Source organism: Chryseosolibacter histidinae, assembly GCF_018598225.1.
Lineage (GTDB): Bacteria > Bacteroidota > Bacteroidia > Cytophagales > Cyclobacteriaceae > Chryseosolibacter > Chryseosolibacter histidini.
The window spans coordinates 1-23,919 of sequence record NZ_JAHESF010000053.1 but is presented as its reverse complement, the minus strand read 5'-3'; the positions used below and the strand labels follow the sequence as shown (position 1 = coordinate 23,919).

The 23,919-nt window shown below is 51.5% G+C and carries 18 protein-coding genes; 6 read left to right on the top strand and 12 right to left on the bottom strand.

All coding sequences use genetic code 11. From position 1 onward, the window contains the following. Positions 1–209 precede the first annotated feature (209 nt). Together KK083_RS29075 and KK083_RS29070 are read right to left on the bottom strand one after the other, a co-directional pair. Positions 210–362 (bottom strand): hypothetical protein, encoded by a 153-nt coding sequence (locus tag KK083_RS29075; RefSeq protein ID WP_254169668.1) that lies wholly within the window; start codon positions 360–362, stop codon positions 210–212. 119 nt (positions 363–481) lie between these two features. After that, the gene (locus KK083_RS29070; protein ID WP_254169667.1) at positions 482–1,783 is read right to left on the bottom strand and encodes a PQQ-dependent sugar dehydrogenase; all 1,302 of its coding nucleotides are present in this window, start codon (positions 1,781–1,783) and stop codon (positions 482–484) included. A 212-nt stretch (positions 1,784–1,995) separates the two neighbouring features. Between KK083_RS29070 and KK083_RS29065 the strand changes: the two genes are divergently transcribed. Next, the gene (locus KK083_RS29065) at positions 1,996–2,727 is read left to right on the top strand and encodes a hypothetical protein (protein WP_254169666.1); all 732 of its coding nucleotides are present in this window, start codon (positions 1,996–1,998) and stop codon (positions 2,725–2,727) included. 97 nt (positions 2,728–2,824) lie between these two features. On the opposite strand, the gene KK083_RS29060 is transcribed toward KK083_RS29065, so the two are convergent. The 3 genes from KK083_RS29060 to KK083_RS29050 form a co-directional block, all read right to left on the bottom strand. Continuing rightward, positions 2,825–5,224: a TonB-dependent receptor gene (locus KK083_RS29060; protein ID WP_254169665.1), complete on the bottom strand. Its 2,400-nt coding sequence runs from the start codon at positions 5,222–5,224 to the stop codon at positions 2,825–2,827. Between the two features lie 308 nt (positions 5,225–5,532). Then, complete coding sequence (locus tag KK083_RS29055) at positions 5,533–8,178, bottom strand: ABC transporter permease (RefSeq protein ID WP_254169664.1); 2,646 nt, start codon at positions 8,176–8,178, stop codon at positions 5,533–5,535. Then, positions 8,175–8,513 (bottom strand): PadR family transcriptional regulator, encoded by a 339-nt coding sequence (locus KK083_RS29050; protein WP_254169663.1) that lies wholly within the window; start codon positions 8,511–8,513, stop codon positions 8,175–8,177. The genes KK083_RS29055 and KK083_RS29050 overlap by 4 nt, the downstream gene beginning before the upstream one ends. A 494-nt stretch (positions 8,514–9,007) precedes the next feature. Here KK083_RS29050 and KK083_RS29045 point away from each other — a divergent pair, with 494 nt between their 5' ends. Next, a complete protein-coding gene (locus tag KK083_RS29045) occupies positions 9,008–9,346 on the top strand; it encodes a PadR family transcriptional regulator (protein WP_254169662.1) in 339 nt (112 codons plus the stop codon). Continuing rightward, positions 9,343–11,991, top strand: a complete 2,649-nt coding sequence (locus KK083_RS29040) for an ABC transporter permease (RefSeq protein ID WP_254169661.1) — start codon at positions 9,343–9,345, stop codon at positions 11,989–11,991. The genes KK083_RS29045 and KK083_RS29040 overlap by 4 nt, the downstream gene beginning before the upstream one ends. A gap of 148 nt (positions 11,992–12,139) precedes the next feature. On the opposite strand, the gene KK083_RS29035 is transcribed toward KK083_RS29040, so the two are convergent. The 7 genes from KK083_RS29035 to KK083_RS29005 all read right to left on the bottom strand — a co-directional run bounded on the left by KK083_RS29035 (position 12,140) and on the right by KK083_RS29005 (position 19,107). Continuing rightward, positions 12,140–13,057 carry a phosphatase PAP2 family protein gene (locus tag KK083_RS29035; protein ID WP_254169660.1) on the bottom strand — a complete coding sequence of 306 codons (918 nt, stop codon included), beginning with the start codon at positions 13,055–13,057 and terminating at the stop codon, positions 12,140–12,142. Positions 13,058–13,310: 253 nt separating this feature from the next. Next, positions 13,311–13,856 (bottom strand): sigma-70 family RNA polymerase sigma factor, encoded by a 546-nt coding sequence (locus KK083_RS29030; RefSeq protein WP_254169659.1) that lies wholly within the window; start codon positions 13,854–13,856, stop codon positions 13,311–13,313. A gap of 11 nt (positions 13,857–13,867) precedes the next feature. Continuing rightward, positions 13,868–14,293, bottom strand: a complete 426-nt coding sequence (locus KK083_RS29025) for an arsenate reductase ArsC (RefSeq protein WP_254169658.1) — start codon at positions 14,291–14,293, stop codon at positions 13,868–13,870. 51 nt (positions 14,294–14,344) lie between these two features. Next, entirely contained in the window at positions 14,345–14,671 is a 327-nt protein-coding gene (locus tag KK083_RS29020) for an ArsR/SmtB family transcription factor (protein ID WP_254169657.1), read from the bottom strand. Between the two features lie 88 nt (positions 14,672–14,759). After that, a complete protein-coding gene (locus tag KK083_RS29015; RefSeq protein ID WP_254169656.1) occupies positions 14,760–16,082 on the bottom strand; it encodes a tetratricopeptide repeat protein in 1,323 nt (440 codons plus the stop codon). A 53-nt stretch (positions 16,083–16,135) separates the two neighbouring features. After that, on the bottom strand, positions 16,136–16,555 hold the full coding sequence (locus KK083_RS29010; RefSeq protein WP_254169655.1) for an EVE domain-containing protein: 420 nt from the start codon (positions 16,553–16,555) through the stop codon (positions 16,136–16,138). A gap of 125 nt (positions 16,556–16,680) precedes the next feature. After that, entirely contained in the window at positions 16,681–19,107 is a 2,427-nt protein-coding gene (locus tag KK083_RS29005) for an ABC transporter permease (RefSeq protein WP_254169654.1), read from the bottom strand. 616 nt (positions 19,108–19,723) lie between these two features. On the opposite strand from KK083_RS29005, the gene katG reads away from it, so the two are divergent. From katG to KK083_RS28990, 3 genes are all read left to right on the top strand, one after another. Continuing rightward, complete coding sequence (gene katG, locus KK083_RS29000) at positions 19,724–21,964, top strand: catalase/peroxidase HPI (RefSeq protein WP_254169653.1); 2,241 nt, start codon at positions 19,724–19,726, stop codon at positions 21,962–21,964. A 410-nt stretch (positions 21,965–22,374) separates the two neighbouring features. Then, on the top strand, positions 22,375–22,695 hold the full coding sequence (locus KK083_RS28995; protein WP_254169652.1) for a hypothetical protein: 321 nt from the start codon (positions 22,375–22,377) through the stop codon (positions 22,693–22,695). A gap of 335 nt (positions 22,696–23,030) precedes the next feature. Continuing rightward, positions 23,031–23,840 (top strand): hypothetical protein, encoded by an 810-nt coding sequence (locus KK083_RS28990; RefSeq protein ID WP_254169651.1) that lies wholly within the window; start codon positions 23,031–23,033, stop codon positions 23,838–23,840. Positions 23,841–23,919: the final 79 nt, after the last annotated feature.

Sequence of the window (23,919 nt, the reverse complement as noted above, 5' to 3'; positions counted from 1 at the left end):
CCTTCGCTAAAGCTGCGGCGGGCACAGCGCGGAGGGCCCCGTCATACGCTGTTCGGACTCAACCCAACCCGCACATGCCCTTGCCAGACCAAAGGTTGGGCTTATGTCCTCACATCGTATGACTGAGAGAAGCTCCGTACGGCGTTAGGCTCACGATCTTTGACAATCGAATGTTAAATAGGGATGGGAATTGTGCGGAATCGAGATAACTAGTACTGGAGGATCAACCACACAATAAAGCCGATCACGCCTCTGTTCTTGTAAAGCTCGGGATGGGTCTCACGATGGCGCCTGATCCAGCCGGCACCGTAGACGATGGCGGTGGTGATAATGACGGTCAGGAGAAGCGTTAACCAGATCATAGACGAATATAGTGAGAATCCGAGAGAATTGCCAGAGCCTCTTATGATAGGTACGATCCCGATAACTATCGGGAACGAGGTACGAAGTACGGAATACCCTCCACGTACCTCGTACCTTTCTAATGCCGGCGATAGACGTGATACAGTGTGCCGAATTTATCATCCGTGAAGTAAAAATCATCTTTACCGATGGAGAAGATACCACAGGGCCGGCCATGAATGTTGCCCTTAGCATCGAGGAAACCTTTGACGAAATCTTCCGGAGGGTTGCCTTCACGCACGCGCTGAATGCTGTAACCGCGACCAATGGCGGGCGAATAGGATCCGTGTTGTGCCACGAGAAAATAATTCTTCAGGCTGGGGTCCTCCGCTTCATGCTCACCGAACCAGGCCAATCCCAGCGGCGCTGTGTGTGCACCAAAATAACTGAAAGCTCCGGGCACTTCGTGCGGGGAAACTTTTGTCGAGGCCGTGTCCAGCTTTGGATCGGCATACACCTTTCCATTCCAGTGGTAACAATAAGGCCATCCATAGTGGCGGTCTTTCTCCACGCGGAACATGGCATCATCAGGCTGGTCTTTTCCCAGGTGGTCGGCAGCCATATTCGTTGCAAATAAGCTCCCATGGGTCCAGGCAAGTCCCACAGCGTTGCGCACACCCTTCGCATAAATTGACCTGTTCTTACCATCCTCATCCATCACAAGAATGCTGGCACGCACCTCCTCTTTCTCTACGCAAACATTGCAGCTGCTGCCCACCGAGATGTACAGGCGGCCCTCATCATCAAATTCAATGGTGCGGGTAAGATGCCATCCGCCATAGCGATAACTTAAACCATAGTCAGGATATGTATCGAGCACCTCCGCATCTCCGGCAGGCCTGGTGTCTCCGGGATTGAAAGGATAACGCACAAGCTTATCCGTCATCGCCAGGTATAACCAGTCTTTGCCAGACTTGTCTTTATGGAACTTCAGGCTGTTGGGATTTCTCAGCTTGTCGAGATAAAGCGATTGTTTTTGAAAAACGCCACTGCTGTCAGGGTCCTCCAGGATGATGACCTTTCCTTTTGTGTTGTCGGCCAGGTTCAGCATGTCTGTGATAAACAATCTGCCATCAGCACTCCTGTCCATGAACCGGATCCTGTTCATGCCATGCGCGGCAATGGCGACCTGAAACCCCGAAGGCACATAGAGATCGAAAGTGTCACCACGGGGATGTTCGATGGTGACCGTATCGAAAAGGATCGCGGTGGTATCCGGCTGTGGCAATGGAGCAATTTCTTTTGCCGGGGCAATCATTTGGTCTTGCGTCACAGCACTGGTAGTTGCTGAATCAGTACGCGTTTCGGTAGAGTTTTGTGCAGCGGGTCCACAGGAAGCGCATATGGCAACGGTGGCAATGGCGATGAAAGGGATTTTCAATGGGGTAATTTTTTTCCGGCCTCAAAGATATACGGATAGACTGAATTCCATTTCATTTTTTGACACTCTTCGTCCAATTATTACATGGCCCCTGCCCTGGGGCCTCCGTTTCCACAGCGCCGGTCACTTTTCGGCAATGACCGGTATCCAAAACCGCGAAAATGATTGCTTCAGGAAAGCAGTAATTTTTTTTCAAACTTAACAACTATACCATGAGCCAATTTTCAAAGTATTCACGTCAGGCGGCAACACTGTTTGCATTCGCAACTACTTTGCTTTTCAGCAACTGTGAATCTTCCCTGAATGATATCGAGATCACAGATCCCGCTGTTTTGCAAACCCACTTTGTTGTAGAGCGCACCTTGCAAAACGATGGAACGGTGGCTGCTGCGCTCACAGCCACGATACTCGACAAGAACCTGGCGAGTGTGGAATTAAAGAATGGCAAAGTACAGGTAAATGGGCAGCAAATGTCGTTGACCGAAATTCTGAACATTTCAACCTACTACATTCCGTCCGCCACGGTGAACCTGAATACCAGTTACAATTTTGATGTGGTTCTTGCCAATGGTCAGAAACATAGCGGCACCGTTACCACGCCGCAGAAAACATTTACTTCTTTAACGGTGCCTTCAAGCGCCAGTGTGAACAGCGACCTGACGATCTCCTGGCAGGATGTATATGTTCACGACGAGCTCATTATCACCCTCAATCTCACATCGCCGGCAGGCACAGTACCCGGGCCAACGTTCTCCCTTACTGCTGCCCAGATGGAGCAAGGCTCTTTTGTAATCCCTAAATCGAATTTCGCGACACCTCAGGGAATTACGAGTGCAACCGTCACACTTACCGGTGTCAAATACGGCACCATCGACTCAAAATTCAGCACCGGAAGCGGAACCATTTCCAGGATGAGAGTGGAAAAGAAAGTGACGTTCAATTAATCTGAATATAAATATCGAACAAGGACTGAATTCCGAACGCCGCTCCACCCCGTCATTCGTCATTCGAATTCCTTGTTCGATATTCAAAAAATCCTGATCAGAATTTATACGTAATGCTGAACCTTGCATTCCGCGGTGCTTCGGCCTGGTAACTGTACATCGGAGACGGGTTGCCATCGGCATCGGTCATCCACGATTCATAAGAGCCGCTGTATAAGTATTCATCGAGCAGGTTGAACACGTTCAGGGTCACTTTGAGCTTCTCTTTTTCCCAGAACAATCCGCCATCCACCTTGAGATAGTTCTCCAGCTCTTTGTCAGGATCAGGTGATGCTTCCCAGTACGTTGCGCGGTCGCCGAGATAGGTCACGCCTGCGGAGAGGCCGATATCCTTGAGCACACCATTTCTGAATTTGTAATTCAGCCATGCGTTGATCGTATGTTTGGCAAATCCCGGCACAATAGAACCTTCTTCCGGATAGGTCACGCCGTCGGCAACTTCGATCACGCGGGAATCCGTGTAGGCATAGTTCGCCACCAGGTTCAGCCCGGGTACGATCGTTCCCCGGAGATCGAACTCCACCCCCTGTGCCCGCTTGCGCCCCATCTCGATGCTGCGGCCCGAAGTTGGATCGGTAGGATCGGCAACGAGCTCGTTGTTCTTCAGGATGCGGTATACCGACAGCGTAGTGTTCCATCCGCCCTGCCAGTCTTTCTTAAGTCCCAGCTCCATGTTGTTACCCGTGATCGGCTGCACTTTTCCGCCATTGGCCATGATGCCGGTCTGTGGAATGAATGCCTGGTCATATAAAGCATAGGCAGCAAGCTGGCTGGTGAGTGATGCACTAAGCCCTACACGGGGTGTGAAGTGTTTCGCTTTATCAGGCGCTGCGCCCCAGGCTGATTGCTGAAGCTGCGTGTAACGTCCGGCAACGGTGAAACGGATCCGGTTCTCGATGAAGCTCAGTTCGTCCTGCAGGTAGACGCTGGTGTAACGTTGATCCTGGAGTCCTCCCGCAGCCTGTGCCCTTTCTTCGAGCGGGGTTTCGCGATCGAATTTCGGATAACCGGTGGCCGGCATGCCGAGGTCCGGGTTTGCCGGATCGAAAGGCTTGTCTGGTGTGTCCAGGTCGTGCGATTGTCCCCAGTCGGCCATGTAATCTTTGCCGGCAATGTCCAATCCCGAAAGGATCCGGTGACGCACAGCCCCGGTCTGCACCTCGCCATTTACAAACACCTGGGCCATGGTCATGTTGCTGTATGCATCCCAGATGCCGATGTTGCGCACAAATGTTCCATCCTGGTTCACAACAGAGGGCCACATGGAATGTCCAACCTGTTGATAGATGAACTTCGATACCTGGCCGGTGATCTTCCAGTCGTCGTTCAGGGAATGCTGAAGGTTCACATAAAAGCTGTGATCATCGATCTTCGTTCCGGGTGTGCCCGCGGGAAGTGTGGTGTAGTCTGCCGGGAATGCAGCGAAGCCCTGTTGCGAAAAAATGTAGAACGATCCAACGTTGCTCATATTGGCGCGCTGATAATTGTACTCCAGTGTAAGTTTCGTTTTGTCGTCGAGGTCATAAGCAATAACCGGCGCTACAACATAACGGTCGTTGTACTCATTGGCGCGGTAAGAATCTTTGTTCTGCGCAGAGAGGTTGAGGCGATAAAGCAGTTTGCCGTCGGTACGCAGCTTGCCGTCCAAATCGAGTGTTGTTCGCAGCAGGCCGAAGCTTCCGGTAGTGATCGACGCTTCACCCTTGGTAACACCGGTTGGTTTTTTGGTCACCACGTTATACAATCCAGAAGGGTCGCCGCCTGAAAGCATAAACCCGGCTGGTCCTTTTACAAATTCGATGTGATCGACAAAGCTCATGTCTTCTGTCAATGGCCCCCAGTAGGAATTCACCACGTTGAAACCATTGCGGAATGCCTGGATCTGAGAGCCGCGGGCTACGATGTTTGCATACATGTCGCCCCAGTGTTCCTGGCGAACGGCACCGCTTACGTTGCGGATCAATCCATCGCTCATGCTGATCACCTGCTGGTCTTTCAGCATTTCGGTGGTCACCACCTGGATGTTCTGCGGGGTCTCCAGCAGCGAGGATGCCAGGCGCAACGATGAAGATACGCGGTCGGTGGTGTACTTCTCTCCCGCTCCCTGGATCACGATCTGGTTGAGCTCCCGGGCGTTTTCCTGCAAGGTGATCAGTGGCAATGTAGTCACCTCACCGGCGTTCACCTGCGCTTCGATCTCTTTGGTTTCGAGGCCGATGTTCGAAATGACCACGGTGTAGGCTCCGGGCTGAAGGTTCCTGATCTCAAATTCACCTTTGCTGTTGGACTGCGCGCCTTTCCGGGTTCCTTTCAATCCTACGGAAACGAATTCAGCGGGCGCGCCATCGGAAGTTTTTACGGTGCCCCTGATCGAGCCGACCTGGGCGACAGCGGAAACGCCGCTCATGAAGAGACAGACGAGTAAAAAATATTTCATTAGGGATGTGCTTGTTAAGTGTTGACCAAAGTTTTACGGGTGGCAAAACTAGGGGCACGGGTTTCTCAGCACAATCCCCGGTAAGGGCGAAAATTTCTACCCTGTAGAGGGTAGGTCCTGGTTGCCAGTTGCCGGTTGCCAGTTGCCGGTTTAGGGAAAGTCAACACATTCACGCCGTAAGCGTTTGAAGAAAGTCCAATGCTATAGGTCATCCCTGACGGGATTGGAGGTCATGTTTTTCTCGTGACTACCAATATGGCGTCTTTAGCAAGACTGTAAAATGTTAAACTGCATCATCTGTGTTTTAACTATTCGCTCCGCAAGGATTTCACCGGATTCATCAAGGCGGATTTGATGGACTGAAAGCTGATGGTGAAGACCGCTATCGAAAGGGCAATCAATCCCGCAAGGATAAAGACCGTGGGGTGGATCTCCATCCGGTAGGCGAACCCTTGCAGCCACTGGTTCATGGCGTACCATGCAACGGGCGTGGCGATGGCGACAGCGATGAGGACCAGTTTCATAAAATCGGCCGACAACAAAGCAACAATATGCCTCACATCCGCGCCCAACACTTTTCGGATGCCGATCTCTTTGGTGCGCTGCTGTGCCGTATAGGTGGCCAGTCCTAACAATCCCAGGCAGGCGATGAAGATCGCGAGACAGGCAAAGGTTGTAAACAGTCTCCTGAACATGAGATCGGACTTGTATTGCCTTTCGAAGTCATCATCGAGAAAGCTGTACAGGTATGGCCTGTGGGGTGCCAGCTGTTTCCAGACCTCACCTATGGCGTTAATGGTTTCTCTCATGCCCGCAGACTTAACTTTGATGCACATATAACGGCATGCATAGGGCTCAAACGGCAACGTGAGCGGCTCGATGGTGCGATGCAAAGAAGTGAAATTGAAATCCTTCACCACACCGATCACCACACCTGCCCTGCCCCACTGGTCGAATTTTTTTCCAACGATCTGCTTGGGATCGGTATAGCCGTATTGCCTTGCCGCCGACTCGTTGAGCACCAGCGCCTTCGAGCTGTCTGACGGATATTCCTTTGAGTATGTTCTGCCTGCCACCAGCTCCAGTCCAAAATGCGTAACGAAATCCATGCCCACCTGGAAAATGGGCTGCCCTTGACCTTTCATTTCGCCGTCTGGCGCTTCAATCTGCGTGTAGGCATGGGGATAGTAACCACCCGGCACACTTCGGGTAAAAGCTACCGATACAATGGAGGGATTCTTTTCCAGCTCGGTTTTCAGCGCCTGCGATTTGTTGTTCACAGCGCCATCATAGTTATAATCCACAATGAGCATTTGTTCCTTATCGAATCCGAGGTCCTTGTTCAGCAGCAGGCTCATCTGATCGTATACAACGATGGTACCGGCGATCAGCGCAATGGACAGGCTGAACTGGAATACCACCAGCCCCTTCCGCATGTTGGCACCACCCGCCTGCGACCTCGAGATCCCTTTGAGGATCATTACCGGGTTAAAGCCTGAAAGCACCAGGGCCGGATACGAGCCGGCGATCAATCCCACCACAGACATCACCGCAACGAAGAATGAAATGTTCTGCCACGTTACGAAGCCTTCGATGGCAAATTCCTTACCGATAAAATCCGTCATGTAGGGTAATGCCGTGACAACGATCACCAGCGCTACCACGGTAGACAGGCATACGATGAGCAGCGACTCGCCCAGGAACTGCGAGATCAGGTTTCTCCGGTCTGCGCCTACCGATTTCCGGATGCCCACCTCTTTGCTCCGCTCCAGTGACCTGGCGGTGGAAAGGTTCATGAAGTTGATCATGGCAATGGCAAGAATGAACACACCGATGACCGAGAACACATAGATATTCGACATGCTGCCAGTCTCGCCGGGTTGCCTGTCTGCGTCGGTTCCCAGGTAGGCATTCTTCAATGGCTCGATAGCGATGGTATACCTGGAATCGGGATACTGGATGTTCCTTTTTATAAAATCGGGGATCTTGCTTTTGAAGGCTGCTTCATTGAACTGATCATTGACCAGGAAATAGGTGTACATATCAACATACCCCCATTCATTGAATATTTCCGGGCGCGACTTTCGGAAAGTATTCAGCGAGAGCAGCGCATTAAAACGGAAATGCGAATTGGCAGGTACATCTTCCATCACCGCCGTCACAGTATAGTCGCCCGCAGCTGACCTTCCTGAAGATTCGCTTCCCTTCAGTGTTTTGCCAACAGGGTCTTCATCACCGAAATATTTTTTTGCCGTGGTCTCCGTCAGCACAATGCTGTAAGGGTCGGCCAGCGCAGTTTTAGGATCACCGCGAAGCACTTTCCAGCTGAATACATCGAAGGCCGTAGAGTCCATGAAGAAGACACCGTCTTCCTGGTACAACTTGTCTCCATTGCTCAGCAGGATATCCGCTCTTCCCGAGAACTGCACAACCTTATCGATCTCCGGAAAATCGCTTTTCAGCGCAGGGCCGACGGGTGCATTTCCCCAAACCCAAAACGGCCCCGTCTTGCCATCCTTCGAAGACTCGCCATGCGTGACCCGGTAGATCCGGTCCTTGTTTACATGGTAGGTGTCGTACGAGAGCTCGTCATGAACAAACATGAAGATCAACACGCAGCAGGCGATGCCGAGCGCAAGCCCGAAGATATTGATGAGCGAATAGGATTTCTTTTTGATCAGATTCCTGTAAGCGACTTTGAGGTAGTTTTTGTACATGGCATTTTGATAAAATTGGGGCGATGATTTTATATTCTTCAGCAAGACAGGCCTCAGCAGTCTGAGGATCTCCCACGTGTAGATCCGCCGCGCTTTCCGGACCGATAGTTGTTCGACGTTGGCCAGGAAGAGCTCTTCCATATCGCCTTCGATCTCTTCGATGTATTCGTCTTTGATCACGAACCTTAGCAACCTGAGGGGCCACTCCGGCGGATGGATATCGCTGCGCGGCATCATATCAGTTTCAGTTCATGTGCCAGCCTGGGCATGGCATCCCATAACCCGGCGCGGATCTCCTTCAGCTCGGCAAGCACTTTATGAGCGTAAGAAGTGGTGGCGTAAATGCGTTTGCGTTTCCCGCCTCTTTTCTGGGTGGCTTCCCCGAAATCGGAAGTAAGAAATCCTTTCTCCTCCATTCGTTTCAGTGCCGACTGAATGGACCCCACGCTGAGCTTCTGCTTCAACCGCGCTTCGAGCTCGCGTTTGATCTCCACTCCGTACGCCTCCTGCTGAAGGGCTGCCACGGTCAGAAGAACAAGCTCTTCGAATTCGCCAAGCTTCGTTTTCTTCATATTAGTCGTAATTGCAGTAAATATAACAGTTATTATATTATTCGCAATTGCAGTTTATATAATCAGTCCACAGTCGACGGTCCACAGTCCACGGCTGTAAGGAACACCGCCACTGCATTTCTGCTTTCGTTAGACCAATAGTGGCCATGGACTCTGAATTATATACGTGCACTTCCAGTCATACGCTGTGAGGATATAAGCCAACCTTTGGCCTGGCAAGGGCATGCGCGGGTTGGGTTGAGTCCGAACGGCGTATGACGAGGCCCCACCCCGCGGCCTCGGAGCGGGGACCGAACCTTATTGCCACACAAACTCTACATACCAGCAAGCGTCACCTCAATAACCCATTGAATAACTGATACTTAATCAACCCAGGAGGCGAAAGGCCAAAGCGCGGGGAAAAAACAAAGGAGTTCGGGTGCCTTCCGATCCAAATTCCTCTACAAAAGTAAAACATATTTTTTACTTTCACGTTTGTAGAGTTAATCAATACTATGAAAGGAACACACATCGGCGAGCTGGAAGAGCTGGTTTTATTGATGGTAGGCGTTTTATATCCGGAAGCATATGGCGTTTCCGTGATGGACGAGCTCGACAAACAAGCTGGCCGGAGCCTGAACATCAGCGCCGTGCATGCTGTGCTTACGCGATTGGAGGACAAAGGGCTGCTCGAGTCAAAAATGAGCGAGCCTACCGATGCCCGCGGTGGGCGAAGGAAAAGGATCTTTTTGCTGACCGCTGCCGGAAAACGTTCGCTGGAAGAGACCAACGAGCTGCGCAACCAGTTGTACAACCGCATTCCACGCATCGCGCTTCAATTCAGGATGGCATGAAACCAAGACCTCCCAAATGGCCGAACCGGTTCCTGGAGTGGTATTGCCGCCCTGACCGCCTCGAGGAGATCCAGGGCGATGCTCACGAGCTGTTCGACCGGACCGTTATCGCCAGCAAGTTCAAAGCCGACCTCTATTTTACCTGGAATGTGATCCGCTTCTTCCGGTGGAGAAACATCCGGCGAAAAACAAAACACTATTACTCAAATCAATTCTCTGCTGCTATGCTGAAAAATTACTTTAAAACAGGGTGGCGCAACCTGATGCGCAAGAAGGCGTTTTCCATGATCAATGTCTTCGGGCTCGCCATCGGCCTCACCTGCTTCCTGCTCATCGCCTCTTTTGTTTATGATGAGCTCAGCTATGATCAATACGCCGCACAGTATAAGCGCATCTACCGTGTGGGACTACAGCTGGAACAGAACGGCGGTGTGGACGACTACCCGCACGTTGACGTGGCTGTAGGCGCCGGCATCAAAAGCAACTACCCCGAGGTTGTGGAGTTTACCCGCGCCACCGGGAATTTGTTCGACTATCTCCGGTACGGCGATGTGAATGTACGGGAAGAAGGGCTTACACTGGCCGATTCCAATTTTCTCAGACTGTTCTCCATTCCACTGATCGAAGGCAATGCCGACCACGCGCTCACAGAACCCAACAGCATCGTGGTCTCCAGGGCGTTTGCCAAAAAATACTTTGGTGACAAGCCGGCACTCGGCGAACTCCTCACTTCCCGCAGGTACGGCACGCTGAAGGTTACCGGTGTTTTTGACAAGATCCCTGACAATTCTCATTTTCATTATAGCGCCTTCCTCAGCATGAACTCCAACGCCAGGATCACGAATGGAAGGCAAACCTGGAGCAACGTGGGGTTCCACACCTATCTTCTGCTGGATGAGCATGCAGACCCGCACCGGCTTGAAGCGAAGCTCCCGGCCCTCATCGAAAAGTATGTGGTGCCAGAGATCCAGGACGATATGGGGATCAGCCTGGCGGATGCACAACGGTCTGTCAATACGTGGAAGTTCTACCTGATGCCCCTGTCGAAGATCCACTTATACTCACACACCAAATACGAGATAGAAGCGAACGGCGACATCAACAACGTATACATCTTCGGTGCGCTGGCCATCTTCATTCTGCTGCTGGCATGCATCAACTTCATGAACCTGTCTACGGCCAGCGCTGCCCGGCGTGGTGTCGAGATCGGGATCCGTAAATCTTTGGGATCGTTCCGCAGTCAGCTGGTGACGCAGTTCCTGGTAGAATCGATGATCCTCGCCATGATCGCGCTGACATTTGCGGTCGTTTTTGCCCTCACGCTCCTCCCCTTCTTCAATCAGCTCACAGGCAAACAGATCGGCATCTCTTTCTTTTTGTCGGCACCGGTGCTCACGTCGCTGGTGGTGCTCGGCATCACGGTAGGCCTGCTGGCTGGAACTTACCCTGCTGTGTTCCTGTCGTCGTTCCAGACCTTGCGAGTACTAAAAAGTAACTCCCCGGGAGGCTCCAGGCGCAGCAACCTTCGCAGCGTGCTGGTGGTATTTCAGTTCGCCATCTCCACGGCGCTGATCGTGGCCACCATCGTAGCGTATCAGCAGCTCCATTTTCTGCAGAACATCGAGATGGGATATGACAAAGACCAGGTGGTGGTAGTTGAAAATGCCGGCGCCCTGGGTGGGAACATGGATGCCTTCAAACGCAAGCTGGAACAGGACCACCGCGTGAGCCACGTCAGTCATGCAACCGTGCCCATCGGCAATGCAGGCTCTTACGGCGGCACGGAGGTTTCAAGCAGGGGCCCCAATCCTTCAGGCACACACATCCATATCTTTACGGTCGATTACGATTTTCTGGAAACCATGGGCCTTCAACTGGTGCTGGGCCGGAACCTCTCAAATGAGTTTTCAAACGACTCACTCGGGCTGAATGTGGTGATCAATGAAACAGCGATGAAAAACCTGGGATGGGACGAGAGCAACGTGCTCGGCAGCACCATCTACCGGTCGGCGCAGGTGCAGTACCAGGTAGTGGGCGTTGTAAAAGACTTCCATTATACCTCGGCAAAAGAAAAGATCGCTCCAATGATGATGCTTTACCGTCGCGTGGCGCCTACCTATCTTGTCAAAGTAAAGACCAGCGACATCAGCAACTTCATCACCGACACAAAAGCTCAATGGAACGCGTTCCATGCCGACGTTCCCTTCAGCTACTATTTCCTCGACGACCGGTTCAGCCATCTTTACAAAGCCGAACAAACTACCGAGCAGATCTTTATTGTCTTCATGGTGATTGCCATTCTGATCGCCTGCCTCGGGCTGTTCGGTCTGAGCACCCACTCCGCCGAACAACGAACGCGCGAGATCGGCATCCGGAAGGTGCTGGGCTCCAGCGTGGGGCAGATCGTATTGCTGCAGTCGAAGGAATTTCTGCTGCTCGTGCTCGCGGCCATTGTGGTAGCGGCACCTGTCTCGTGGTGGGCTATGCACCAGTGGCTGCAGACCTTCGGCTATCGCATCAGCATCGATGCCACCGTAATATTGCTGGCAGGTGTTGCTGCTTTAGTCATAGCGTTGATCACTGTGAGCTTTCAGGCTTTCAAAGCAGCGATGGCAAATCCGGTGAGGAGTCTGAGATCGGAATGAGGAGTCTGGACTAGAAGTCAGGAGTCAGAAGCCAGGAGTCAGGAGGAGGAGTAAGCCTCCTTCGCTAAAGCTACGGCGGGCAAGGGAGTAAGGAGTAAGAAGAGGGCGTTGATCGTGATGAGGGATCAGCGCCCTTTTGCCAATTGGTTTAATTGGATGTTGCTTGAGTTTTTGTCAGGGGACGCTCAAAGGTCTCTTTTGCTTTCTGCTTCCACTCATTTTTTACACGTTCAAAATCCGCCAGGAATTTCGGGTTCTGAAACAACTTGTTAACGAACTGCCGGGCGAAGATCCTTCCTGCTTCCGAATCCGAGGGATAGTGCACACCGATGATCTCCCGGGAGTGTGCCATATCGTAGGCGTCCTTCATGAACACGTCTGCAAACTCAGGGGCGAGCTCGCTGTAAAGGTATGCGTTCACATACGAATTGGAGGCATGTCCGCTCGGGTAAGCAGCCCAATCGGTTTCTTCGAGGTTCTTTAACCCGGGGTCAATAACATAGGGGCGAATGCGCGCGTATTTGAACTTCATCGACCAGATAAAATAGCTTGCATCCCTCCATACGTTCGCGATCAGGTCTGCCGTTAGCGGAAGGTTCTCAGGATTGAACCAGGTGCCGATGGAACGGCCGATGTGGAAAAGATTGTGGCGAAACAATGTATAAGTTGAGTCGCCAGGCTTGACACTCAAATTGTAGTAAACATTGGCAAAAAACAAACTGGCGCGCACGTCTTCTTCCGTTCGCGACTGCTGCAGTGCAAGCAGGTAATTGATCTCCGCACGGGTCATCTCCGAGCTATTGGCGGGTACCTCGGGAATGTTAAAATCACTGAGCTTCACTGCTTCCAGGTAATTCGGTTTACGACTCATGCGTCGGTCGATGGTTTCCTGGTCGCTGATGAACCGTTGTCGGTCGATCGTCTCGTTGCCTGTTTTTGGTGACCTGCTGAAAACGGAAAGCTGCTTGTAATGCCCACGCGCCGGGGTCAGGTCACGTTGATATTTCTGACCATAAGAAAATGCAATAGGGCCAAGGGCTAAGAAAAGTATCAGGATGTGTTTCATTGGTTTGTGTTTGTTATTAAGACGAACACGACTAAAAAAAGACGCAACGTTATTTCTGCGTCTTTTCATTCAGGAGTACGTCAGCAGGGTGTGATCTGAAAAACGATCACAGAAAAATCATGTTCAACTTAAAACACAAAAAGTATGGAATGCAAGACAGATCCGGGATGTTGTGACGGTGGCTGCTGTGGTGAAATCATCATAGGCTGCTGCTAATGATGCACAAGGCAGAGCGAAAAGCTCTGCCTTCTTTTTATGACTGAGAACAGCCACAAGGCAACCGGTTTTCGCAAACCACAACGTTGCCATAGTTATCGAATTTGATGCGGTAGGTCTGTTCCATCTTCTCTTTCAGCAGCTGCCGTGCACGCTGTACACGTGACTTGGCACCCGAGTATGAGATCTGAAGGGTTTCAGCCAGCTGAAGCTGAGACATATTTTTCAGCTCTGCCAATTCTATGGCCTCGCGGTATTTATCGGGAAGCGTCAGCAGCATCTCCTGCAGGCATGCGATAACACAATCGTTCAGGGTCGGTGACGCGCTCTCCCAATCGAGATCGACAGCCCTGATCGCCTTTGCCTGCATTCTGAAATGGTCCGTGATGGTGTTGCGGGCGATCCGGTAGATCCAGGCGATGATCTTATCATTTTCCCGCAGCTGTGGAAGCTTGTTGTGGATCTTTAAAAACACATCGTGCACGATGTCTTCCGTGAGCGCTTTGTCTCTTGTTTGCCGGAGCACAAATCCCTTCAACTGCTGTTGGATCCCGGACCAGGTCTGTGTTTCAAGCGCATTCATATGATTAGGCGTTACAGGTTTTTAGCAACAAAATCGCGGCAATAGTCTTTGATCAGGTCACGGGTAAACCTGAACTTTTCCTGAACTTCTTCTTCGCTCCCGGTGGCTTTTGCAGGATCCGGGAAGTTATGATGAAATCTTTTCGCTTTGGCAGGCAGTACCGGACATCGTTCCCTGGCGTGATCGCAGACCGTGATCACAAAATCAAATGTTATCGCCGCGTATTCATCAACATGATTGGAGGTATGCCCCGATATGTCAATGTTATCTTCCTTCATAGTGGCAATTGCCCGCGGGTTGACACCATGCGTTTCGATGCCAGCACTTTTAACGATCGCTCCATCGCCGGCAAAATGCTTCAGGTAACCTTCCGCCATCTGGCTCCGGCAGCTGTTACCCGTGCAGAGCACCAGGATCTTTTTTGTTTGGTCGCCCATCTTCTGTGTTTATTTATATCGTAATATTACGATCAACTGATCCAAAAAAATTTAACAACAGTTTTGCCCGGTATAACTGTCAAACAGCTCACCGATCACTTTCTTTGCTTTGCCCCATGCTTTTTCATCGATACAATAACAGACGCTCGGGCCATCGATCTCTCCCTTGATCAACCCTGCTTTTTTGAGCTCGCTTAAATGCTGCGAAACGGTAGACTGCGACAACGGCAACTCGTCAACAATATCGCCACATACACATGATTTGGTCTTGATCAGGAATTGAAGAATAGCGATCCTGGCCGGATGCCCGATGGCCTTGGCCAGGCTTGCCAGGTCATTCTGCGTTTTGGTGAATTCTTCTGTTTTTGTAAGGCCCATAGCTATTTATCGTAATATTACGATAAATGTTTCAGATTGTCAAAAAAAAACCGCGCCTGAACTTCCACTTGAAAGTGGCGGAAATACGCTAGAGGGCGTGCAATTGACGGAGCTTGCTGGCACCCTCCTCCTCTTTCTTTTCAGCGGACTTCTGAAAAAATGCTTTCGCTTTTTCGATATTGCCCTGCTCGAGTAAAAATTCACCGTAGTGATATTCGAGCAGGTCAACCGGGGTTTGCTGGTCAAATGCTCTTTGGAAGAATTCTTCGGCAAGGTCAAATTGCTTTTTGCGCTGGTGATACAGGGCAAAATTCCGGTACGTGTAGGCGGCATCGTTGTTGGCCGTCTGCATGGCTTTTTCAAGGTATGACCGTCCTTCTTCGAGCTCACCGGTCATGATCAGCGCATAGCCCAGGTTGTCGTTGGCATAACCGTATTCCGGGCCCAATGCCAGTGCCTTGCGAAAGTTCGACATGCCCTGCTGATAATCTTTCATGCGCAGGTAGTAATAGCCCATGTTGTTATACACATCGGCCCTCAGGTGGGCATCATTGCTTAGAAAAAGTATTTTCTGCAAAGTGGCGATCGCTTCCTCCAGCGCATTCTTTTCAAAATGATCGTTGGCCAGGTTGAACAGATCATTGGCCTTTACCTCTACTTCATCATACAGATCGTTCGGATTCTCACGGAGATAGGCCAGCGCATCCTCAAACAACTTTTTAAAATCGCCTTTGAACTCATTCTTCCATGCGGGATCCTGCTCTCCTCTCAGGTTAGCGTACGTGGCGAGACTGAACGCCATCACCGGCAGCGGCATCTCAGACACGTAGTTCCATTTGATCTCCCACAGGCCGTCGTTGCTGCGCCCCGTATGCTCCAGGTTTTGTGCGAGCACCACACCAAATCCATAGTAGATGCCGGCAAGGAAAATGAACAATCCTGTATCATCGCCGCCTACATCAAACTCGATGTCGCTTTCGGTGAGCCGGATGCGGATGAACTCATAAATAAGGCTGTAGATCAGGCGCTGCGGATGCTTCTCCAGGCTTCTGGCAACAAAGATCCTGTATTGCCTTTTCCTGAGCTCGGTTTCACATTCAAAAGGTTTTCCTTCGATCTGGTAAGGAATGTTGTTGAAGTCACGCAGGTCGGTGACGATCTCGTGCTTCACGATGTGGCGTGGGATGCCAAATTGTTTGCTGAGGTCGGTGATGACGTTATCTACCGTGACCGCGGTTGCCGCAAACGTCTCGGGGAAAAACTTCGGTGTGAGCAGCACCTGCTCTTCCATTTTGTTAGGATAGCCGAATACTTCTTTCAGCCACCTGAAATTCTCTTCCACCCAAAGTCTGTCATCTTCCGTGATTTTGAAATTGCCGCCAGGCGACAGGTCGAAACCTAAGATCTTCATGTTAATCAGGCATTAGGAATCCCGATTTCTATCGGGAGGCCATGAGACGTACATCATTTCGCAGACTTGAGGCCGGCCATGGTGAGAACTTTTTTGTATTCGCGTTCCTTCACGGCGCCCACGGACAGGCGTGAGAGCCGCACCAGGTCCATGTTCTGCAGCGTTGACTCTGCCTTGATCTGCGCCAGGGTGACCGGCGTAGGAAGTGCCTTCACGGGTTTGAGGTCAACGGCCACCCAGTTAGGATCGATGGTGGTCGGATCCTGGTAAGCTTCCTTCAACACTTCCGCGATGCCCACAATGGCCAGTCCTTCGTTGCTGTGATAGAAGAGCACGTGATCGCCTTTCTTCATGGCTTTCAGGTTATTACGTGCGCCATAGTTGCGTACACCATCCCAGAAGGTTTTCCCGTCGCGCACAAACTGCTCCCAGCTGTATTTAAAAGGTTCGGACTTCACGAGCCAGTAATTCATTTACCAAATAATTGATCCGGGCGCGAAGGTAAGAAAATCAATGGTCAATGCCACAAAAGCTTCAAACCCCAAGCCGTGAGCTGCGAGAGCTTCCCGTTAAAGGCTGGAAGGTCACAGCTCACGGCTCATTCCTGCCGTAAGCTATCCATCGGGTTTGTGAAGGCAGCTTTCAGTGTTTGCGAGCTTACCGTGAAAAAGGCGATCGGCAGCAGGATAACCACCGGAAGCGCCAGCATCCACACACCGATCTCGGTATGAAAACTGTAGTTGGTCAACCACGAGCTCCCGATCCAATACGCCACGGGCAGTCCGATGCCATACGCCACGGCCAGCAGCACCAGCACGTCACGCGAAAACAGGAACACAAGGTTTGCCAGCGAAGCACCAAGCACCTGCCGGATGCCCATTTCTTTTCTTCGTAATACAGTATCGTACGATGCCAGCCCCAACAATCCCAGGCAGGCGATGACGATGATCAGGCCACAGAAGATGTTGACGAGCTTGCCGAAAGCCACATCGTTCTTGTACTGCTGATCGACGAACTCGTCAAGGAAAAAATAATCGAAGGAGGATTCAGGAAAAAGCGCGTCCCACTGACCTTTCACAGCTGATAAGGTCTCTGTCCAGTTGGAAGACGTTATCTTCAGCGAGATATAGCTGTACGGGATCCAGCCAAAGTCGGGTGACGTGAACAGGATGATGGGCACGAACTTATCCCTCAGCGAAGTATGGTGGTAGTTCTTTGCCACACCGATGATCTCAAACTTCTTGTCGCTGGTCTCGAGATAGATCTCCTTATGCAATGCCTCTTCGTTGTTTTTGTACCCCAGCAGCTTGACGGCCTCTTCGTTCACGATGACGGCCTGCACATCGCTTTGGATATCGCGTGAAAAATTTCTTCCATGCAACAGCTCGAGCCCGTAAGTTTCGATGAACTCGGGATCGGTTCTCAGCATTTCATAAAGGTTGGTCTGGTCAGAATCGATATCCGCGCGGCGGTTGGCCAGGTTCATTCCTACCTCCTTCCCTGCTACGGAAGTGGATATGGTGACATTGGAAACTGCCGACACCCGCAGCAATTCGTTGCGAAGTCCCTCTATTTTTTCGTGGTAGTTTTCCGTGCGACCCGGGATCTTGATCACCACTACCTGCTCGGTATCGATGCCGAGAGATTGCGTGCGCATGAACCTGACCTGCTCAAATACAACGATAGAAACGGTGATCAACACTATGGATACCGTGAATTGAAACACAACCAGCGCCTTCCTCACGGATTTTCCACGGCCATGCCTGGTGATCTTACCCTTCAACGCGCTGATCGGATGGAATGAAGCCAGGATCATCGCCGGGTACAATCCAGAGAAGAATATGCCCGCGGCAAAGATGCCCAACAATACCAGGAGCGGCTGCCATCCATAGCTCAGGAAGAAGATCATCTGCGTGTTGGTGAGCGATTGAAAGTAAGGATGCACCAGCCACGTCACGGCTATCGCGATAGCAAGGCTCACCAGGTTGACAAACGTGGACTCGAGCAGGAACTGGCTGACGAGCATGGCCTTGTTGGCTCCCGCGGTTTTGCGGATGCTGATCTCCTTGGCGCGCTCCATGGCCCGTGTGGTGGCCAGGTTCATATAATTGATCCAGGCGATGAGAAGTGTCAGCACAGCCGTAACGGCAAGGATCCCCACCGTTGTGCGGCTTCCCTTGACCTCGTGCTCGTTTGACTTCGCCGGATTCAGGTGGATCTTTTCCAGCGGCACCAGGCTGATGCCCCAGGTATGGCGCTTCATTGCGTCTTCGGTCTTGTATTTTTCTGCGAGCACGCGGAACTGAGCCTCCATGCGGGCTACGTCGGTGCCTGGCTCGAGCAGCAGGTACGTGTAGGCCGAGTGTTGATACCAGAACTCATCGACTCCTTTCCAACGGCTCGACATGGTGGTCCACGAGATCAGCATATCGAATGTAATATGTGAGTTCGCGGGAACATCTTTGAAAACCCCGGTAACGGCACACTCATAGATCGACCGTGTATTGCTAAGCTTCAGCGTCTTGCCAATGGGATCAGCATCACCGAAATATTTTCTGGCTGCCGATTCGGAGATAACAACGGTATTGGGCTCCGCGAGCGCTGTGCCTGGATCTCCCTGCAGCAGCTCAAAAGAAAAGATATCGAATAACGATGCGTCTGCAAAAAAGACGTTTTTCTCACGATGCTTGATGTCTGCATAACTCACGATGCGTTCATTGCTCTGCAGATAGATCCGCGCAAATTTCCTGACGTCACGGAATTCGCGCTGCATGGCCGTGGCGTAACCGGCTGAGCTTGTAGCCCAGTCATCGGTCATCACGCCATTCAGAAAAAAATTACTTTCCACCCTGTAGATATCTGCGCTCTTTTCATGAAAGTCGTCATAGCTCAGCTCGAACATCACAAACTGAACCATCAGCAGAAAGGCTGTCATGCCGATAGCAAGACCGCACAGGTTGATGGCTGAAATAAACTTGTGCTTGAACAATGAGCGAAAGGTGGTGATGAGATAGTTACGGATCATGATCTTGAAGTTGGCAGGAAGTAACCGAAAATATTGATGCACACCTAATGCACAGTAAAAAAAGTCCACTGTCAACCGACGGGCCAGGTCAATGATTCACGCAGTGTCACTGAAAACCGGGAGCATGGCATCGGGACCTCCGCGCATTGATGCGTACTACGAAGTCACGCAGCAAAGCCGAACCAGAGACGTTCCAGCACTGCTGTACTTCTGCGACATAGATTCTGAGTAAGTAAATAAGTTTTCGGTGCCGTTCCAAGGCCGCGGCGGGGGCCTCGTCATATGCCCTTCGGACTCAACCCAACCCGCGCATGCCCTGCCAGGCCAAAGGTTGGCTTATGTCCTCACGGCATATGACTGGAAGAAGCTTCGTTCACTGGTTCATTACGAACAACTTGTGTACGGCATTGTAGTCGAAGCACGGATTCACGCATCCGTGGACCGTCGACTGTGGACCGTGGACTCCTCCCATAGATAAATACTATATATCCATAAAGACAATCAATTTGATCGATAGCCCGCAAGTAGCAACCTTAGCGTATGGAAAGTGTTCTGCTGATCAATAAAGCGGCAGGCATTCACGATCACGTCAGTTAGTCATTAATTAATCTATACCATGGAACAAACCACTCCTACCAAACAGAAATCATTGAATGTCAACGACAGCGAGGCCAAATGTCCATTTCACAATGGTTCATTGAAACAAGTGGCCGGCGGTGGCACCAGGAACCGCGACTGGTGGCCGAACCAGCTGAAGCTGAACATTCTTCGTCAGCATTCTTCCCTCTCGAACCCGATGGGTGAAAACTTCAATTATGCGAAGGAGTTCAAGTCGCTCGACCTGAAGGCTGTGAAAAAAGACATCTTCGAGCTGATGACCACATCGCAGGAATGGTGGCCGGCCGACTACGGTCATTATGGACCGTTCTTCATCCGCATGGCGTGGCACAGCGCAGGTACTTACCGCGTGGGTGATGGCCGTGGTGGTGCCGGCGCGGGACAACAACGTTTTGCTCCCTTGAACAGCTGGCCCGACAATGGCAACCTTGACAAAGCACGGCTGCTGCTGTGGCCTGTGAAAAAGAAATACGGCAAGAAGCTTTCCTGGGCCGACCTCATGATCCTGGCCGGTAACTGCGCGCTCGAGTCGATGGGTTTCAAGACCTTCGGTTTCGCCGGCGGCCGTGAGGATGTGTGGGAACCGCAGGAAGAAGTATACTGGGGCTCGGAGACCAAGTGGCTGGGCGATGAGCGTTACAAAGGCGTTCGCGAGCTTGAAGCACCGCTGGGCGCCGTTCAGATGGGACTCATCTATGTGAACCCGGAAGGCCCTAACGGAAAACCTGATCCCCTGGCAGCAGCCCGCGACATCCGAGAAACGTTTGGCCGCATGGCGATGAACGACGAAGAAACCGTTGCGCTGATCGCCGGTGGTCACTCTTTCGGTAAAACCCATGGTGCTGCCGACCCCGCCAAATATGTGGGTGTAGAGCCGGCAGGTGGAAGCATAGAACAGCAAAGCCTCGGCTGGAAAAATTCATTTGGCAACGGCCATGGCCCTCACACAATTACCTCGGGTCTTGAAGGTGCCTGGACCACCACGCCTACAAAATGGAGTAACAACTTCTTCGAAAACCTGTTCGGCTTCGAGTGGGAGCTCACCAAGAGCCCTGCCGGCGCAAACCAGTGGAAACCGAAGAATGGCGCTGGCGCTGGAACAGTACCGGATGCGCACGACAAATCGAAACGCCATGCGCCTACGATGCTCACCACCGACCTCGCCCTGAAGGTTGACCCGATCTATGAGAAGATCTCGAGGCGTTTCTTTGAAAACCCTGACGAGTTTGCCGACGCCTTCGCCCGCGCCTGGTACAAGCTCACACACCGCGATATGGGGCCACGCGCACGTTACCTCGGTCCCGAAGTGCCGGCAGAAGAGCTGATCTGGCAGGATCCCATCCCTGCTGTTACCCATAAGCTGATCGACGCCAACGACATTGCTGCACTGAAGAGCAAGATACTTGCGTCAGGTCTTTCAATCTCCGAGCTCGTATCTACTGCCTGGGCATCGGCATCAACATTCCGCGGCTCTGATAAACGCGGCGGCGCAAACGGTGCGCGCATTCGCCTGGCACCACAGAAAGATTGGGAAGTGAACAACCCTGCGCAGCTGTCGAAAGTGCTGAAGGCGCTCGAAGGCATTCAGAAAGAATTCAACAGCGCACAGTCTGGTGGCAAAATGGTATCGCTGGCCGACCTCATCGTGCTTGCCGGATGTGCAGCCGTGGAGAAGGCAGCTAAAAATGCCGGTCACGATGTAAAAGTGCCCTTCACTCCCGGACGTGCCGACGCATCGCAGGCGCAAACCGATATCGAGTCGTTCGAAGTGCTCGAGCCGGCTGCCGATGGTTTCCGCAGTTATTTGAAGAGCCATCACGCTGCCTCGGCAGAAGAGCTCCTGATTGACCGCGCACAGCTACTGACGCTGACCGCGCCCGAGCTGACGGTGCTGGTGGGTGGCATGCGTGTGCTGGACACCAACTTCGACAAGTCTAAACATGGTGTGTTCACCAAACGTCCGGGGACCCTGACCAACGACTTCTTTGTGAACCTGCTTGACTTCGGGTTGACCTGGAACGGCGTATCAGGATCAAAAGATGTGTTTGAAGGCCGTGACCGCAAGACAGGCGAGGTTAAGTGGACCGCCACCCGTGCCGACCTCATCCTCGGTTCCAACTCAGAGCTGAGAGCAATCGCTGAAGTTTATGGATGCGAAGATGCACAGGAAAAATTCGTGCACGACTTTGTGGCCGCATGGAACAAGGTGATGAACCTTGACCGCTTCGACCTGGTTTGATCCAAGTGACATATTTCCTTCTTAAAAAGGTGGTCCGAAAGGCCACCTTTTTTATTAGCGGCTTAAATGCAAAAACCATAGAAATCGCAAGGAATTGCAGAAAAACCTTAACGGCCGATAAACAGATTCACGTTTACCTGTTATCTAAATTATTCATAAAAACGTAAAGGTTTCGCTGACGTCTTCACGGCTGGTATAACAAGTATCTCTGCGGCCCTCTGCGTTTTCTCCGCATTCTCTGCGGTTAAAAAAAATCTTTGCGTTATCTGCATTAAAAAAAACTTGGCGGCCTTTGCGCTTCTTCGCGCCCTTTGCGTGAACTGTATTTACCCACACATCGGTTTAATTCCTCCATGAGCAATATCATTGAATGCGCGCTGCTCCCCCGATACCTTTATTCAAAAATGTTTATGAAATCCAAGATCACACTACTGCTTTTTTTTATCGTGGCAATGCTTTTTTCGTGCGATGATAAAGAGGATGATGCACCGGCATGTTCGGTGGCATGGGGCACTGAGTTACAGAACGAGGTCAATGCGATTTCGGCGGCAGCCAATGCATACATTGCCGATCCGTCAGCAGCCAACTGCGCTGCTTACAAAACTGCGTATCAGAATTATGTCAACAAGCTGGAGCCGTATGGAAACTGTACCGCGCTTACTGGACAGAACCGGATTGACTTTCAGAATGCGCTGCAGGCAGCAAAAGATAGTATAGCGAACCTTTGTTGAAGCCTCTGAATCAACCTCATCCTCTCCTTCTACTCTTTCGTCTCGTGCTCCTGATGTGTAGATCCGTTTATTTCGAAATAGCTTTTGTGTAACAATAAGATTATGTTCCGCTCCGAGGCCGCGGAAGGGGCCTCGTCATGTGGCGTTCGGACTGAACCCAACCCGCACATGCCACTGCCAGGCCAAAGGTTGGCTTATGTCCTCACACCACATGACTGAAAAGGAATGCAGCACAGTTGAAGATTCCAGTAATGGCTGCAGTCCTTCAGTGTATTTACTGTGGACTGTGGACCGTCGACCGTGGACTCGGCAAATAATGCTATCTTTCCAGCCTTATGCTGATCAAAGAGAAAGCGCTCAGGCATTGGGTGGATCATTTTTATGGTTATGGGTCATGGGATGCCAGGTTTTGGTTTGTTGGATATGAGGAAAGTGGCGGTGACCTGCCGGAGGAAGTAGCGGAGAAGTTCGACTATTTTTATGACGCACATGCTTCCAGCACGGAGGCCACCCTCTGCGATATCCGTGAGCTGTACAAACGTGTTGCCTTCCGGGGGGATGGACCTAAAGCCGACCTGTATACGAACCGTTACGAATACAGGTTCGATAGCAATGCCATCCAAAACGGCGTCTGGAAAAATCTCATCGCCTTCAGGCATGGCTACAGGAACGAAGCCCTCCCCGACCTGCTGGACTACCAGAAAAACTCCTTTGCATCGTCTTCAGCGCAGGAGGCATTGATCCAGTTATATCCTTTGCCCAGTCCGCATAACCATGCGTGGTACTACAGCTGGCTCGACATGCCTCAGTTTCCTTTTCTTAAAAGCCGCACGCTGTACCAGGAGCAGTTGTATGAGCAGCGCATCAACGCCATTCTTCAAAAGATCAGCGCCCACAGGCCGGAGCTTGTGCTGATGTACGGAATGAATAACATCAATTCACTTAAAAGTTCTGTGCAGGCATTCTTCCCGGCGGCGAAGTTCAAAATGGTGAAAGCGATCAAGCTCCAGACGCCTCAGCATCACCGGGCCGACCTCCAGGGAACCACCTTGCTGATCACAACGCAGATCCCCGCACTCAGGCACGGACGGATCGAAACCGGATTCGACTGGCTGGAATTCGGCAAGGCGGTACGTTCCGCGTGATTAAAAGTTTAAAGTTTAAAGTTTAAGGTTTAAAGTTCGGAGCTCCCAAACTTGAAACTTGAAACTTCCAACTTGAAAC